At 67.8% G+C, this 13,839-nt stretch carries 14 protein-coding genes, 1 tRNA gene and 1 riboswitch; of the genes, 7 read left to right on the top strand and 8 right to left on the bottom strand.

Translation table 11 applies throughout. From position 1 onward, the window contains the following. The first annotated feature begins 111 nt into the window (after window positions 1-111). Genes ACQY78_RS19180 through ACQY78_RS19190 form a run of 3 tightly spaced genes read left to right on the top strand, consistent with a single transcriptional unit; the run spans window position 112 to window position 2,874 of the window. Entirely contained in the window at window positions 112-909 is a 798-nt protein-coding gene (locus ACQY78_RS19180) for an NUDIX hydrolase (protein ID WP_428677672.1), read from the top strand. A 4-nt stretch (window positions 910-913) separates the two neighbouring features. Continuing rightward, window positions 914-2,260: an ActS/PrrB/RegB family redox-sensitive histidine kinase gene (locus ACQY78_RS19185; protein ID WP_428677674.1), complete on the top strand. Its 1,347-nt coding sequence runs from the start codon at window positions 914-916 to the stop codon at window positions 2,258-2,260. A gap of 23 nt (window positions 2,261-2,283) precedes the next feature. Next, window positions 2,284-2,874: an ActR/PrrA/RegA family redox response regulator transcription factor gene (locus ACQY78_RS19190; protein WP_295133027.1), complete on the top strand. Its 591-nt coding sequence runs from the start codon at window positions 2,284-2,286 to the stop codon at window positions 2,872-2,874. A 153-nt stretch (window positions 2,875-3,027) separates the two neighbouring features. On the opposite strand, the gene ACQY78_RS19195 is transcribed toward ACQY78_RS19190, so the two are convergent. Then, a complete protein-coding gene (locus ACQY78_RS19195; protein ID WP_428677677.1) occupies window positions 3,028-4,368 on the bottom strand; it encodes an enoyl-CoA hydratase/isomerase family protein in 1,341 nt (446 codons plus the stop codon). A 25-nt stretch (window positions 4,369-4,393) separates the two neighbouring features. Next, a tRNA-Gly gene (locus ACQY78_RS19200) sits at window positions 4,394-4,468 on the bottom strand. 42 nt (window positions 4,469-4,510) lie between these two features. Here ACQY78_RS19200 and ACQY78_RS19205 point away from each other — a divergent pair. Beyond that, window positions 4,511-5,686, top strand: a complete 1,176-nt coding sequence (locus ACQY78_RS19205) for an acyl-CoA dehydrogenase family protein (protein ID WP_428677679.1) — start codon at window positions 4,511-4,513, stop codon at window positions 5,684-5,686. 102 nt (window positions 5,687-5,788) lie between these two features. Here the strand turns inward: ACQY78_RS19205 and ACQY78_RS19210 are convergent, their stop codons facing one another. Next, a complete protein-coding gene (locus ACQY78_RS19210; RefSeq protein WP_428677681.1) occupies window positions 5,789-6,943 on the bottom strand; it encodes a trans-sulfuration enzyme family protein in 1,155 nt (384 codons plus the stop codon). A 170-nt stretch (window positions 6,944-7,113) separates the two neighbouring features. Here ACQY78_RS19210 and ACQY78_RS19215 point away from each other — a divergent pair, with 170 nt between their 5' ends. Then, window positions 7,114-7,740 carry a TetR/AcrR family transcriptional regulator gene (locus ACQY78_RS19215; protein WP_428677683.1) on the top strand — a complete coding sequence of 209 codons (627 nt, stop codon included), beginning with the start codon at window positions 7,114-7,116 and terminating at the stop codon, window positions 7,738-7,740. Here ACQY78_RS19215 and ACQY78_RS19220 read toward each other — a convergent pair. The 4 genes from ACQY78_RS19220 to ACQY78_RS19235 are packed head-to-tail and all read right to left on the bottom strand — an operon-like array spanning window position 7,737 to window position 11,153. After that, window positions 7,737-8,306, bottom strand: coding sequence for a gamma-glutamylcyclotransferase (locus ACQY78_RS19220; protein ID WP_428677685.1), 570 nt, complete (start codon window positions 8,304-8,306; stop codon window positions 7,737-7,739). The two genes, ACQY78_RS19215 and ACQY78_RS19220, sit on opposite strands and share 4 nt — an antisense overlap. Window position 8,307: 1 nt before the next feature. Further along, window positions 8,308-9,192 (bottom strand): prephenate/arogenate dehydrogenase family protein, encoded by an 885-nt coding sequence (locus tag ACQY78_RS19225; protein WP_428677687.1) that lies wholly within the window; start codon window positions 9,190-9,192, stop codon window positions 8,308-8,310. Beyond that, window positions 9,189-10,277, bottom strand: a complete 1,089-nt coding sequence (gene hisC / locus ACQY78_RS19230) for a histidinol-phosphate transaminase (RefSeq protein ID WP_428677689.1) — start codon at window positions 10,275-10,277, stop codon at window positions 9,189-9,191. The genes ACQY78_RS19225 and hisC overlap by 4 nt, the downstream gene beginning before the upstream one ends. A gap of 24 nt (window positions 10,278-10,301) precedes the next feature. Then, complete coding sequence (locus tag ACQY78_RS19235; protein ID WP_428677691.1) at window positions 10,302-11,153, bottom strand: chorismate mutase; 852 nt, start codon at window positions 11,151-11,153, stop codon at window positions 10,302-10,304. A gap of 104 nt (window positions 11,154-11,257) precedes the next feature. After that, window positions 11,258-11,333: riboswitch (SAM riboswitch) on the top strand. A gap of 101 nt (window positions 11,334-11,434) precedes the next feature. Here ACQY78_RS19235 and metX point away from each other — a divergent pair. Together metX and metW are read left to right on the top strand one after the other, a co-directional pair. After that, window positions 11,435-12,547, top strand: coding sequence for a homoserine O-acetyltransferase MetX (gene metX / locus ACQY78_RS19240; RefSeq protein ID WP_428686437.1), 1,113 nt, complete (start codon window positions 11,435-11,437; stop codon window positions 12,545-12,547). Continuing rightward, on the top strand, window positions 12,547-13,152 hold the full coding sequence (metW, locus tag ACQY78_RS19245) for a methionine biosynthesis protein MetW (RefSeq protein ID WP_422033677.1): 606 nt from the start codon (window positions 12,547-12,549) through the stop codon (window positions 13,150-13,152). The genes metX and metW overlap by 1 nt, the downstream gene beginning before the upstream one ends. On the opposite strand, the gene ACQY78_RS19250 is transcribed toward metW, so the two are convergent. Then, window positions 13,138-13,836 (bottom strand): hypothetical protein, encoded by a 699-nt coding sequence (locus ACQY78_RS19250; RefSeq protein ID WP_428677693.1) that lies wholly within the window; start codon window positions 13,834-13,836, stop codon window positions 13,138-13,140. The genes metW and ACQY78_RS19250 overlap by 15 nt on opposite strands. Window positions 13,837-13,839 lie beyond the last annotated feature (3 nt).

A 13,839-nucleotide genomic window follows, 5' to 3' on the forward strand; every position in this document is an offset into this window, starting at 1 on the left:
ATCCCGAACGAAGTGAGGGACCTTTCGCTTGCCTCGCGTGGCGCGCTCCATTGAGCAACCCCGCTCAAAGATCGCTCGCGTTGGGCTGAATGACCCTTTAACTTTGCTGTCATGAGCAAAAGAGGCATTCCCGAAGGCGCCGTGGTTCGCGGCACCGACAAAGGCTACGACGAAGCCCCCAAGGTCCCCCTGAAGCCCGGCAGCGAACGGCCGGTCGAGCAGATCGACAAGGTCTATCCCTACCTGCGGCCACGCGATGCCGCGACGCTGATCCTCGTGCGCATGAAGGGCGACACGCCGGAAGTGCTGATGGGCTGCCGCGCCGCCGCTCACGCCTTCATGCCCAACCGCTACGTGTTCCCGGGCGGCAAGGTCGATCCCGACGATGCGCGCGTGCCGGTCGCGACCTCGCTCGATCCCTTCGTCAACGAGCGCCTGATGCGCGCGGCCTCGGCGCAGCGCGCGCGGGCACTGGCCGTCGCCGCCGTGCGCGAGACCTTCGAGGAGAGCGGCCTGATGCTGGGCAAGCCGCTCGAGGGCGGCGCTCCGAAGAAAGACTATGGCGAGCACTGGAAGGGCTTCCTCGACCAGGGCATGGCGCCGGCGCTCGACTGTCTCGACCTGATCGCGCGCGCGGTGACGCCGCCCGGCCGGCCGCGCCGCTTCAATGCGCGCTTCTTCATGGCGCGGGCCGAGGATGCGTCCGGCGAGATCCGTCATTCGAGCGAGATGGGCGACATCCGCTGGGTGCGCCTCGACGAGGCGCGCGAGTTGCCGCTGCCGACCATCACCGGGCTGATCCTGGGCGAGATCGGCCGGCTGGTGAAGGAACCGCCGGACCGCAAGGTCCAGCGCAAGATCCCGCTCTTCACCACGGTGCATCGCAAGCATCTCATGATCGAGGAATAGGATCGTGGCGGTGCGTGACGACGACGCGCGCCCGTCCACAGAGACCCCGCTGGCCGCTCCCCGGCGATCCGGCGCCGTGCCCGTGCTGCGCGGCGGCGTGCGCCTGCGCACCCTGGTCTTCATCCGCTGGGGTGCCGTCGCGGGCCAGGCCTTCACCGCCGCCGTCGTGCACTGGGGGCTGGGCTTCGGCATGCCGGTCCTGGCGGTCGGTGGCACGATCGCGCTCTCGGGCCTGCTCAATCTGACCGTCAGCATCGGCCGGCCGGGCTCGGCGCGCATCGACGACCGCGAGGCGGCAATCTTCCTCGCCTTCGACATCCTGCAGCTCGCCGTGCTGCTCTATCTGACGGGCGGTCTCGGCAATCCGTTCTCGCTGCTGCTGCTGGCGCCGGTCGCCATCGGCGCCACCATCCTGTCGCTGGCGAGCAATGTGGCACTCACCCTGCTCACGATCGCGAGCATCGCGGTGCTGGGCCTGTTCTATCAGCCGCTGCCCTGGCGGGGCCCGCCGCCCGACCTGCCCGACATCTACCAGGTCGGCGTCTGGGCCGGCCTCTCGCTCACCACCCTGCTGATCACGCTCTACGGCTGGCGGACGGCGGAGGAGGCGCGCCAGATGGCCGATGCGCTGGCCGCCGCGCAGGCAGCCCTCGCGCGCGAGCAGCAGCTCTCGGCGCTCGGCGCGCTGGCGGCCGCCGCAGCCCACGAGCTGGGCTCGCCGCTCTCGACCATCGCCGTGATCACCAAGGAGATGCAGCGCGAGATCGAGTTCGACGATCCCCTGCGCGAGGATGTCGAACTGCTGGCCGCCGAATCGGAGCGCTGCCGCGCCATCCTGGCGCGGCTCTCGACCGATCCCGCGGGCGACGTTTCGGACTCCTACACGCTGGTCCCGCTGCCGGCCCTGATCGAGGCGGCCGCGCAGAATTACGCGCGCGAGGAGATCGCCATTGCCTTCGAGGCCGGTCCGGTCGGCGAGGGCGTGCCGAAGACGGCGCCGATCCAGTTGCGCAGCCCGGAGATCATGCAGGGTATCGGAAACATCGTGCAGAACGCCGTCTCCTTCGCCCGCCGCGAGGTCCGCGTCGCCACCCGGTGGACCCGGGAATGGTCGGAAGTCGAGGTCGTCGACGACGGGCCGGGCTTCTCCGAGGCGCTGCTCGATGAGCTCGGTACGCCGTTCATTTCGACCCGGCAGGGCCAGGAGGGGCACATGGGTCTGGGCGTCTTCATCGCCAAGACTCTGCTCGAGCGCACGGGCGCCAACGTGACCTTCGGCAACCGCAGCGCCACGGGCGGCGGGGCCGCCGTTTCGGTGCGCTGGCCAAATCCCGTCTTCAAGGCTACATAGCGGCCGATGTCGAAGGAGTCGCCATGACCCAGGACAGCGGCGCCCCGCGCCCCTTGTCGCCTGTGATCGCCGGCACGACGAACAACAAGGACCGTACCTTGCTGATCGCCGACGATGATGCAGCTTTCCGCAACCGTATTGCGCGTGCACTCGAGCAACGCGGTTTCATCGTCACCGCCGTGGGCTCCGTGGCCGAAGCGCTGGCCCAGACCGCCCGGCCGCCCGCCTTTGCCGTGCTCGACCTGCGGCTGGCCGACGGCAACGGGCTGGAACTCGTCGGGCCGCTGCGCCAGGCGCGTCCCGATATCCGGATCGTCGTCCTGACCGGCTACGGCAACATCGCGACCGCGGTGGCCGCCGTGAAGGAAGGCGCTGTCGATTATCTCGCCAAGCCGGCCGACGCCGACGCCATCGAGCAGGCGCTGACCGCGCACGGCCGGAAGCTGCCGCCGCCGCCCAGCAATCCGATGTCGGCCGACCGCGTGCGCTGGGAGCATATCCAGCGGGTGTTCGAGCAATGCGACCGCAACGTCTCGGAGACGGCGCGCCGCCTCAACATGCATCGCCGTACTTTGCAGCGCATTCTCGGCAAGCACGCCCCGCGCGAGCACTGAGGTTTCTGTCCGGCGTTAACCACCCACCTCATCCTGAGGAGGCCGCAAAGCGGCCGTCTCGAAGGATGGGCAACAACGTGGTGCGCGTTCCCATCCTTCGAGACGCGGTCCTGCGGACCGCTCCTCAGGATGAGGTTATTCGTGGAATGACCACTAGGCCCGCCGGCTCGCGGCGTTCCAGTACTGTTCGAGATTCGAGATCAGCGCCGGGCTGAAATGGCAGTAGGCCTGCTCGCGCGCGTAGAGCGCGGCGTAGCGGCGGAACGTGTCGAGCGGCTCGACGCCGAGACGCAGCGCGCGGCGGTTGCCGATGGCGCCGACCGCGCCCGATCCGGTCAGCCGGTCGATGACGCGCCCGATGGTGGCGTCGATCTCGTCGGGCGCCACGACCTCGTCGCAGATCATGCGGCCGACCTCGGAATCGCACTCGATGCGGCGCTCGTACATGATCGCCTGGCGCGCCAGCCGGTCGCCCACGAAGCGTGACAGGCGCAGGTTCGCCATGGCCGGGATGATGCCTTCCTTGCGTGCCGGCAGGGTCATGTAGGCATCGCGGCCGGCGATGTTGAAGTCGGAGGCCAGCAGGATCTGGCAGCCGCCGCCGATGGCGAAGGTCTCGACCGCCGAGATCCAGAGCTTCTCGATCGAATCGCCCGCGACTTCATCAGGTGGCACGTCCGGCCGGGCGAGGCCGCGGAACATCTTGTTCACGAACCCCATGTCGCGGATCAGGAACCACAGGAACGGGATCTTGCCGTAGTAGAGGTGCGTGAGATTGATGCCGGCATTGTAGACGCGGCGGCCGGCATACTTGCCGTCGGGCACCACGTCGCCGCGCAGCACCGCGACCTCGCTCTGGCGGTCGAGGATGCAGACGTCGGCGCCGATCTCGGTCGCGGCCTGGGTCGCATTGTCCTCCGAGTTGAGGAAACGCCGGTTGGACAGCAGCAGCACCGCCGCCTTGCCCTGGCGCTCGACCTTGGCGCAGCCGAGATCGAGGCTGCCGTCGCGCTGGAACTTCGCGAGCGCGTCCGCCGACTCCTCACGCGGCAAAAGCATCGCGTGGCAGAGATGCAGGCCGCACTCGGGATCGGCGAGGAACTGGTTGCAGAGGATGCCCTGGTCGATCTCCACGCCGTCCTTCTCGGACTGGCGCAGCTCGGCTTCGGCCGCGACCTGGGCGTGCGTCGGCGCGAGGCCGGGCACGAGGGCCGCCGCGTCGTAGACCAGTCGCTCGATGCGCACGAACGTGGTGCGATTGTCGGTCAGCTTTTCGTAGAGCGTGCGCGCATGGCGGCGCAGGAAGGCGAAGCGGGCCTCGCGCGCGGCCTGCTTCAGGGACTCGGCCTGATCGTAGGCGGCAGCATCGCGGTTCGGCTTGGCGGGCAGACGGGAGAGACTCTCCGCGCTGTCACGCCAATAGGCCGAGAAGGCGGCCGTATCGGCGGCGAAGTCGCCGCTGGGCGCGACCGGCGCCGGTGCCTCACCACCCATCACGACGTTCCTGCCCGAAAAATTATGGAGCGGGCGACGGGATTCGAACCCGCGACCTACGGCTTGGGAAGCCGACGCTCTACCACTGAGCTACACCCGCATTGCGCCCATACTAGCCTGCCGTTGCGCCGGAGGTCCAATCGTGTATCTCAGGCATATGCTCGATGAAGTCCTCACTCCCGAAGAGCGCGCCGTCGTGGCGCGCGCCCAGGCGTTCGCCGAAGAACAGGTCGCGCCCAACGCCGCCCGCTGGGAATGGGAGCGTCGCTATCCGCTCGAGACTATCCAGGCGGCCTGTGCCCTCGGGCTCAACACGATCGAACTGGCGACGAAGCATGGCGGGCAGGGGCTGTCCTTCTCCTGCAAGCTGCGCGCTTTCGAGGAGATCGCGCGGCATGACTTCGCTTTCGCCTTCGCGCTGATCAACCATCACAATGCCTGTGCGCGCTTCGCCCGCGATGGCCAGCCGGCCCAGGTCGCGCGGCTGCTGCCGCGCATGCTGACCGGCGAGCTAATCGGCTGCGCCGGTCTCAGCGAACCCGGTGTCGGCAGCGACTTCGGCGGCCTCGAAATGGAAGCTGTGCGCGTCGAGGGTGGCTGGAAAGTGAACGGCGCCAAGGCCTGGATCACCAATGCCGCCGTCGCGGGTCTTTCGGTGGCCTATGCGCAGACCGACAGGTCGCAGGGTTATCGCGGCATCATCTGCCTCGCGATCGAGGCCGAGCGGCCGGGCTTCCATCGCGACAAGCCGTTCGAGCTGCATGGCGGCCACGCGATCGGCGTCGGCGGCTTCCGGCTGGTCGACTATTTCGCGCCCGACGAGGCGGTGCTGCATCCGCCGGGCAAGGCCTTCAAGGCCGCACTTGCCGGCATCAATGGCGCCCGCGCCTATGTCGCGGCCATGTGCTGCGGCATGCTGCAGGCCTCGCTGGAGACGGCGGTGCGCTACACGCAGCAGCGCCAGACCTTCGGCCAGCCGGTGATCGAGCATCAGGGCGTGCGCTGGAAGCTGGTCGATGCCGCGACCGATCTCGAAGCCGCGCGGCTGCTCTGCTATCGCGCCGCGCGCCTGATCGACGAGGGCGCCGACGCCGTGCTGCCGACCGCCCATGCCAAGAAGTTCGCGACCGACATGGCCGTGCAGCGCATCGCCGACTGTATCCAGGCGATGGGCGCCAACGGCCTGCGCGCCGACTATCCGCTCGCCCGCCATCTCGCGGGCGCCAAGATCGCGGCTTACACCGACGGCTCGATCGAGATGATGAACGAGCGCATCGGCGCGGGGCTGGCTTCGGTGTTCGGTACGACGGCGTCGTAGCCGGAAGGACGATCAAGGGAGCGCGCCACTCCAGTTGCGCTCATACCCTTCCTGTCGACGAAGCTTGAGCGCCACTGGAGTGGCGCGCTCCAACGAGGCCCGTTAAGCGTTGTGGGCGCGCTTCAGGGCCTGGTCGAGATCGTCGAACAGGTCGCTGCTCTCTTCGACGCCGACCGACAGTCGCAAAAGATCCGGTGGGCAGGGCGTGCCCGGTCCCTCAATGCTGGCGCGATGTTCGATCAGGCTCTCGACGCCGCCCAGCGACGTGGCGCGCTTCCACAGGTCGACGCGCGCCGCCGTGGCGATGGCCGCGCGCTCGCCGCCCTTGACGCGCACCGACAGCATGCCACCGAAGCCGCCCGTCATCTGCTTGGCCGCCGCCGCGTGACCGGCGAAGGAGGGCAGGCCGGGATAGAGGACATGCTCCACCATCGGATGCTCGGCGAACTTTTCGGCGAGACTCTGCGCCGACTTGCAGGCCCAGGCGACGCGCGGGAACAGGGTGCGCATGCCGCGCATCAGCAGCCATGCCTCGGTCTGGCCGAGAATGGTGCCGAGCTGCGCGCGGATGGTGCGCAGCTTCGCCCAGTAGGCATCGTCGCGCGCGCCGGTGAGAGCGCCGGCGATGATGTCGGAATGCCCGTTGAGGTACTTGGTCGCCGAATGCATCACGATGTCGGCGCCATGCTCGATCGGTCGTGTCAGCACCGGCGTGGCGACCGTCGAATCGACGCCCAGCAGCGCGCCGGCCTTGTGGGCGATCTCGGCGATCGCGGCAATGTCGGACACGCTCCAGGTCGGGTTGGCCGGCGTCTCGATCCAGACGAGTTTGGTGACGCCGGGCTTCACCGCCGCTGCCACCTCGTCGGTCTTGTCGGTGTCGACGAACTCGACCTTCAGGCCCCAGTGCGTCGCGAAAGTCATCAGCCAGTTGCGCAGTGCCCAGTACATGACTTTCGAAGTCACGACATGATCACCGGGCGAGAGAGCGAGGAAGCAGGCGGTGGCGGCGCTCATGCCCGAGGAGAAGATCAGCGACTTTGCGCCACCTTCGAGCGCCGTGAGTGTTGCTTCTGCCTGGTCGAACGTGGGATTGTCGGCGCGCGCATAGATGCGTCCCGAACGATAGCCGTTGTCCTCGTCGCGAAGATACGTGCTCGCCATATGGATCGGTGGCACGACGGCCTTGGTGACCGGGTCGATCCATCCCATCGCCTGGGCGGCGAGGGAGGCGGGAGCAAAGACTTTCTCGGACATCGGGGCCCCGTCGGCTTACATAAATCTTACGTCGATCGCGCCCTTATAGCGCATCGCAGCACTTGAAATGACGATGCAGTAGTAGCTTCATATATAGTGATTTGCTTGCGTCATCTTCAGGATCGGCAAGGTTGCCGACAAGACGGCAAACACTCGCTCGGGAGTCAGGAATGGACGGTCAGACCCTGTACACGAAGCCGCTTCCCACAGCCGGTCGCGGCGACCGCGTTGCCCGTACGCGCGAATCGATCGTCGCCTCGGCCCTGGCCCTCGCGGCTGCGGGGCAGGTCGCGCCGATCGTGCGCGACATCGCCCAGATGGCGGGCGTCTCGGCGCGAACCGTCTTCCAGCACTTTGCCGACACAGCCGAACTCTACGTCGCCGTCCTCGGCCGCGTCCTGGCCGCCCTGGTCGGGGAAGCGCCGGAGCTTGCGGCCGCCGGCCCGGTCGAGCAGCGCGTGACCAGCCTGATCAATCAGTGCGCCGACCGCTACGAGCAGCTCCGCCCGATGTGGACCTTCGTCGAGACACTGCAGCGCCGCTCGCCGGAAGCCGCCGACATGATCTCGCAGATTTACAGCGCCAACACCGCGCACCTCTCGCAGGCCTTCGGTCCCGAGCTGGCCGCTCTGCCGGTGGAGTCGCGTCAGCGGACCCTGACCGCCCTGGCCCTGGCCATCGCGCCGGAAAGCTGGGTCGTCCTGCGCCAGCGCCTCGGCCTGTCGGTCGAGCAGGCACGCGAAGAACTTGGCTTCGTCGTGCAGTCGGTGTTCGCGACCGAGGCCGCGCGCCGCTAGCGGCTCGCAGGTCCTGCGTCGCCGGCGGCGGCGCGGGCCAGCCTCTCGAGCGAGCGGTCGCTGAGACCGAGCTCGCCGAGATGGGTGACGGTATTCAGCACGTAGTCGAGGCTGCTGCCGGTGGCGCCATGGCCCTGGCGGATCAGCCTGAGCGCTTCGTTCTCCGGCAGCTTGCCGGCGAACTGCCGGTGCGAGCGGTCGGCAAGATAGACCAGAGAAGGCACGATTCGCCCGTCATCGAGACGGAGCGGTCGAACCGTTTCGACGTAGACGCCGTCATTGTCGATCTCGCGATGGATCAGGTAGCGCCGCACCTCGTCGTAGGTGGCGGCGGGCAGCCGGTGCGCCAGGCCGCGGCAGGAGCCGCCCGGCAGCAGGCCGAGCATGAGGCCCGGTTTCTCGGGCGTGCCGCGATAGTGTTCCGAATAGATGCAGAAGGCGCGGTGCCAGCCCTGAAGTCGCGCCGCCTGCGTCTCCGGCGTGGCGAAGCCCGGGTTCCACATCAGCGAGCCATAGCCGAAGACCCACTCGGGCCGGGTCGAGGACTCTGCCGCCGGCGCGCCCAACCTAGGCCTGGTTGAGGTGGATCAGGGCGCGGCGGATTTCGCGCGTGCGCGTGAACAGGTCGAACAGCTTATCGCCCTCGCCCCAGCGGATGGCACGCTGCAGGTAGAACAGATCCTCCTGGAAGCGCTGCAGCACTTCGAGAACGGCCTCGCGGTTGTTCATGAACACGTCGCGCCACATGGTGGGATCGGAGGCGGCGATGCGCGTGAAGTCGCGGAAGCCGCCGGCGGCGAACTTCAGGACCTCGCTGTTGAGATGGCCGCCGAGATCGTCGGCCGTGCCGACGATCGTATAGGCGATCAGGTGCGGCAGATGCGAGGTGATGGCCAGGATCCGGTCATGGTCCTTGGGGTCGATGCACTCGACCTGGCTGCCGAGACCCTTCCAGAAGGCTTCGAGCTTGGCGACGGCGGCTTTGTCGCTGTCGGGCAGCGGCGTCAGGATGCACCAGCGGCCCTGGAACAGATCAAGCAGCGCGGCTTCGGGGCCGGAATTCTCGGTGCCGGCGACCGGATGGGCCGGCACGAAATGCACGCCCTTGGGAATGTGCGGCGCCATATCGGCGATCACGGTCTGCTTCACCGAGCCCACGTCGGAGACGATGCAGCCCGGCTTCAGGCTCGACGCGATGGCCTGGGCGGCCGGTCCGCAGGCACCGACCGGCGTGCAGACGATCACCAGGTCGGCATCCTTGCAGGCTTCCGCGAGATCGGTGCCGCAATGGTCGGCGAGCTTCAGCTTGTTGGCGAGGGCTGCCGTCTCGGGGCTGCGCGTGGCGGCCACGATCGTCCTGGCCAGCCCGCGCTTGCGGGCCTCCAGTGCGATCGATCCGCCGATCAGGCCGATGCCGATCAGCGCGATCTTGTCGAACAGGGGTTCGCTCATTTCGCGGCCACGAAGCGGGCCAGCGAGGCCTGGACGGCCTTCACCTCGGCCTCGGTCCCGACCGTGATGCGCAGATGCGCGGGCAGGCCGTAGCCCGCGACCAGGCGCGGAATCAGGCCGTCGTTCATCAGCCAGTCGTTGGCCGCGACGGCGCGCTCCTTCGAGCCGAAGCCGATCAGCAGGAAGTTGCCGACGCTCGGCACCGGCTCCAGGCCGAGCTTCGTGAGTTCGGTGCTGAGCCACGGCAGCCAGATGTCGTTGTTGGTGCGGCTGGCGTCGGTGTGGGCAATGTCGTCGAGCGCCGCGATGCCCGCGATCTGTGCCGCCGCGTTGACGTTGAACGGCTGGCGCAGCCGGCTCATCACGTCGACGATCCCGGCCGGTCCGTACATCCAGCCGAGACGCAATCCGCCGAGGCCGTAGATCTTCGAGAAGGTGCGGGTCATCACCACGTTCTCGGCCTGGTCGACCAGCTCGACGCCCGAATCGTAGTCGTTCTTGCTGACATACTCGGCATAGGCCGCGTCGATGATCAGCAGCACGTTCTTCGGCAGGCCGGCATGCAGGCGGCGCACATCGTCCTTGGTGACGTAGGTGCCGGTCGGGTTGTTCGGATTGGCGAGGCAGACGATCCGGGTCTTGTCCGTCACCGCCGCCAGCAGCGCATCGATGTCGCTGCCATACTCACGGGCCGGCGCCGCGACCGGGGTCGCGCCGACGCCCAGCGCGTTGATCGCGTACATCAGGAAGCCGTACTGACTGTAGAGCAGCTCGTCGCCGGGACCGCAGTAGGCCCGGACCAGCAGGTTCAGGATCTCGTCGGAGCCCGCGCCGCAGACGATGCGAGCCGGATCGAGACCGTAGTGCCGGCCCAGCGCCTTGCGCAGGTTCGCGGTGTCGCCGTCGGGATAACGATGCAGGTCGGCTGCCGCCTTGGCGTAGGCCGCCATCGCCTTGGGCGAGGGGCCGAGCGCGCCTTCGTTGGACGACAGCTTGGCAATCGTCTCCTTGCCGTCGATCGAATCCTTGCCCGGCACATAGGGCGCGATCTTCATGATGCCCGGACGCGGGGTGAGCGCGCTCATGCCAGTCTCCTGTGAAAGTTCAGATCACGGCTTGGCGTCGATCGGCACGGCATAGGCGCCGATGGCCGCCGCGCAGCCTTTTTCCAGGCCCAGGGCCATTTCGAGATCGCGCAGGCGCGGATCGTCGTCGGCGATCATGCCCGGTACCTCGACGAGATAGTGATGCACCCCGGCCATGACCTGGTCCAGCGCCGAGGTGAAGGCCGGCAGGCCCGCCTTGGCCAGCGCCGCGGCGATGCGGTCGCGGCTCAGTCCGTTCTTCGCCTCGATGGCCACCAGGCCGCGATCCAAGCCGCTCGGCTCGGCATCGATGCGGGCCAGCACGAAGGCCGAGATGCCGCGCGCGCGCGCGTTCGGCATGGCGAGGAAGGGCAGGCGGGCGATCACGGTCGGGAGGGTCGTGTCCTTGCCGGCAAGCAGGGGCCACCACGGTGTCGAGTCGGCCTCGAGCGGGGCGGGCACGACGCCGAGGGTCGTCGTGCTGGCGCGCACCGCCGACAGCACGCCGGCCGGCGTGTCGTGGGCGACGAACGGGATCTGGCAGCCGAAATGGTCGCGGGCGAGGTCCCAGTAGCCCGGCTGGTCGTCCGGCCGGCAGATCGCGATCTTGAGGCCGGGGGTCTGGATCAGCGTGAAGGCGCTCATCATCTCGCGCCACATGCGATAGACGGCGCCCGACGGGAACCGGCCGTCGTGCGTCGCCAGCCGTTTGCGCAGGACCTGCGCCTCACGGCCCGGACGCAAGGCGAGGCCGCCCGCCGGCTTGGTTGCGGAGATAAGCCCGACGACCTCCGCGCGACGGCGGATCAGGCCGTGCAAGTCGGTATCGATGGCGTCGATTTCCTGCCGCAAGCTGTCGAGACTGGGAGCGTCCATTAGGCCGTTTTTTCCTGTGCGCAGCGGCGATACTACGTCCGGACGGCCCACGTAAAGGCAAACAAGTCGCAAGGGGCTTGCCTCCCGCCATACGCGACCGTATAGAGCCTCTCCGTGGAATTTGAGCCGACCGGCTTGCGGCCACGTTAAACACCGCTAAAAGGTCGGAGTGCTCGAAAAAGCCCCCGCCCTTCCGGTCGGGGGCTTTTTCGTTGGAGTGGGTAGTGCTCGACGACCTCACCGATGCCGAACGCAAGGCGCTCGCCCAGTGCCGCCACGCGATCCTGGGCGTGGACCGGCCATTGCGCCTCGACTGCGGCGTCGATCTCGGCCCCTACCGGGTGGCCTACCAGACCTACGGCACGCTGAACGACGTGAAGTCGAACGCCGTGCTGGTCTGCCATCCCCTGACCTGCGACCAGTTCGTCGCCGATCGTCATCCCGTCACCGGCAAGGACGGCTGGTGGGAGAGCCTGATCGGGGCGGGCAAGATCCTCGATCCCGACCGCTATTTCATCATCTGCATCAACGTGCTCGGCCATTGCATGGGCACCACCGGCCCGCAGGCCCGCGATCCCGCGACCGGCCAGCCGTGGAACCTTCATTTCCCGGTCGTGACCATCGGCGACATGGTGCGGGCTCAGGCGGCGCTGCTCGACCATCTCGGCATTCCCGATCTCTTCTGCGTGATCGGCGGCTCGATGGGCGGCATGCAGGTGCTCGAATGGGCGGCCAGCTATCCCAAGCGCGTCTTCTCGGCCGTGCCGATCGCCTGCGCCGCGCATCATTCGGCGCAGAACATCGCGTTCCACGAGGTCGGCCGCCAGGCGATCATGGCCGATCCGGAGTGGAAGGGCGGCGACTATCGGCTGCACCAGACCAATCCGGCGCGCGGCCTCGCGGTTGCCCGCATGACGGCGCACATCACCTACCTCTCGGAGCAGGCGCTTCAGCGCAAGTTCGGCCGCTCCCTGCAGAACCGCAATGCGCTGGGCTTCGGCTTCGATGCGGATTTCCAGGTCGAGAGCTACCTGCGCCACCAGGGCTCGACCTTCGTCGATCGCTTCGATGCGAACAGCTACCTCTACATCACGCGGGCGATGGACTATTTCGACCTCGCGGGCGCGCATGGCGGCGTGCTGGCCAACGCCTTCAAGGGCACGGCCACCCGCTTCTGCCTGATGTCCTTCACCAGCGACTGGCTGTTCCCGACGCGCGAGAGCCGCGCGGTCGTGCATGCGCTCAACGCCGCCGCCGCCAACGTGTCGTTCGTCGAGGTCGACAGCGACAAGGGGCATGACGCCTTCCTGCTCGACGAGCCCGAAATGTTCCGCACCCTCTCGGGCTTCCTGAAGGGCGCCGCCACGGCGCGCGGCCTCCGGAGTGCCCACTGATGAACGCCCCGATTCGCGTCGACCTGCAGCTCATCGCCGACATGGTCGAGCCCGGCACCCGTGCTCTCGACGTCGGCTGCGGCGACGGCGCGCTGCTGGCCTATCTGATGAACGCCAAGAGGGTCGATGCCCGCGGCATGGAACTCAGCCAGGCCGGCGTGAACGCCTGCGTGGCCAACGGCCTGTCGGTCATCCAGGGCGACGCCGATGCCGACCTGCGCGACTATCCCGACGATGCGTTCGACTATGTGATCCTGAGCCAGACGCTGCAGGCCACGCGCGAGCCGCGCCGGGTGCTGGAGCAGATGCTGCGCGTCGGCAAGCGCGCCATCGTCTCCTTTCCCAACTTCGCGCACTGGCAGGTGCGGCTGCGGCTGGTGTTCGGCGGCCGCATGCCCGAAACCGCGTCGCTGCCCCACAAGTGGTACGACACGCCCAACATCCATCTCTGCAGCATCGACGATTTCCGCGCGCTCTGCCGCACCATGGGCGTGCGCATCGAGCGCGGCATCGTGCTCAACAGCAAGAGCCGCCGCATCAGCCTGCCGCCGCTGCTCGCCAACCTGATCGGCGAGCAGGCGGTGTTCATGCTACGGCGGGATTGAGTCCTCGACCCAGGCGCCATCGCGCAGGTGAAGAGTGACCGGAGGGCGATCCCGGTAGTTTATGACGAGCCTTGCGGGGCCATGAAACGCGGCGTCGGTCGCATCGCTCAACCTTTTGCGAGGGCTCAGATCGGGATCACGACTGTTCCAGAGGCTCACAGCCGGCTCGAGCCCCATGTCCCACTCGACGATGGCAAGCCAATGGCTGTCGGGCGACTCGCGGAGTTTCTGGCCGCCGTCGATTTCCGCCTTCGCGCCATCGTGCAGGCGAAAGAGGTAGAGGCCGTTCGTTTCCTTGGCATGGTGGCCGACGGCGAGGATCCCGCTGACAGGGAAGTAAGCTCGGATGCGGTGCTGACGGCCGCTGGCGTCCCAGTTATGGGCAGCACACACATCGGTGTTGTCCCTGAGGTCGACGCCCCCGGCTTGGTCAACGGCGATCAAAAGTCTGGGGCCTACTCGGCGTACCATCGGATACAGCTTGTTGGCTGCAATCAACCGTCCATCGGCCTCCCATCCGTCGACGAGCGCGCGGTAGAAGTCCAGCGCGCCACTCTTGCCGGCTGAGCAGATCGCGCTTTGCTCCGCCGTGATGTCGAACTCAGAGGCCGGGCGGCTCGGCTGAGCTGCCGCGGGCAGACAGATCGCCAGATTGAGCGACAGGATGGCAAGTACCAGACGCACCCG

The organism is Reyranella sp., from assembly GCF_965279625.1.
Classification (GTDB): Bacteria; Pseudomonadota; Alphaproteobacteria; order Reyranellales; family Reyranellaceae; genus Reyranella.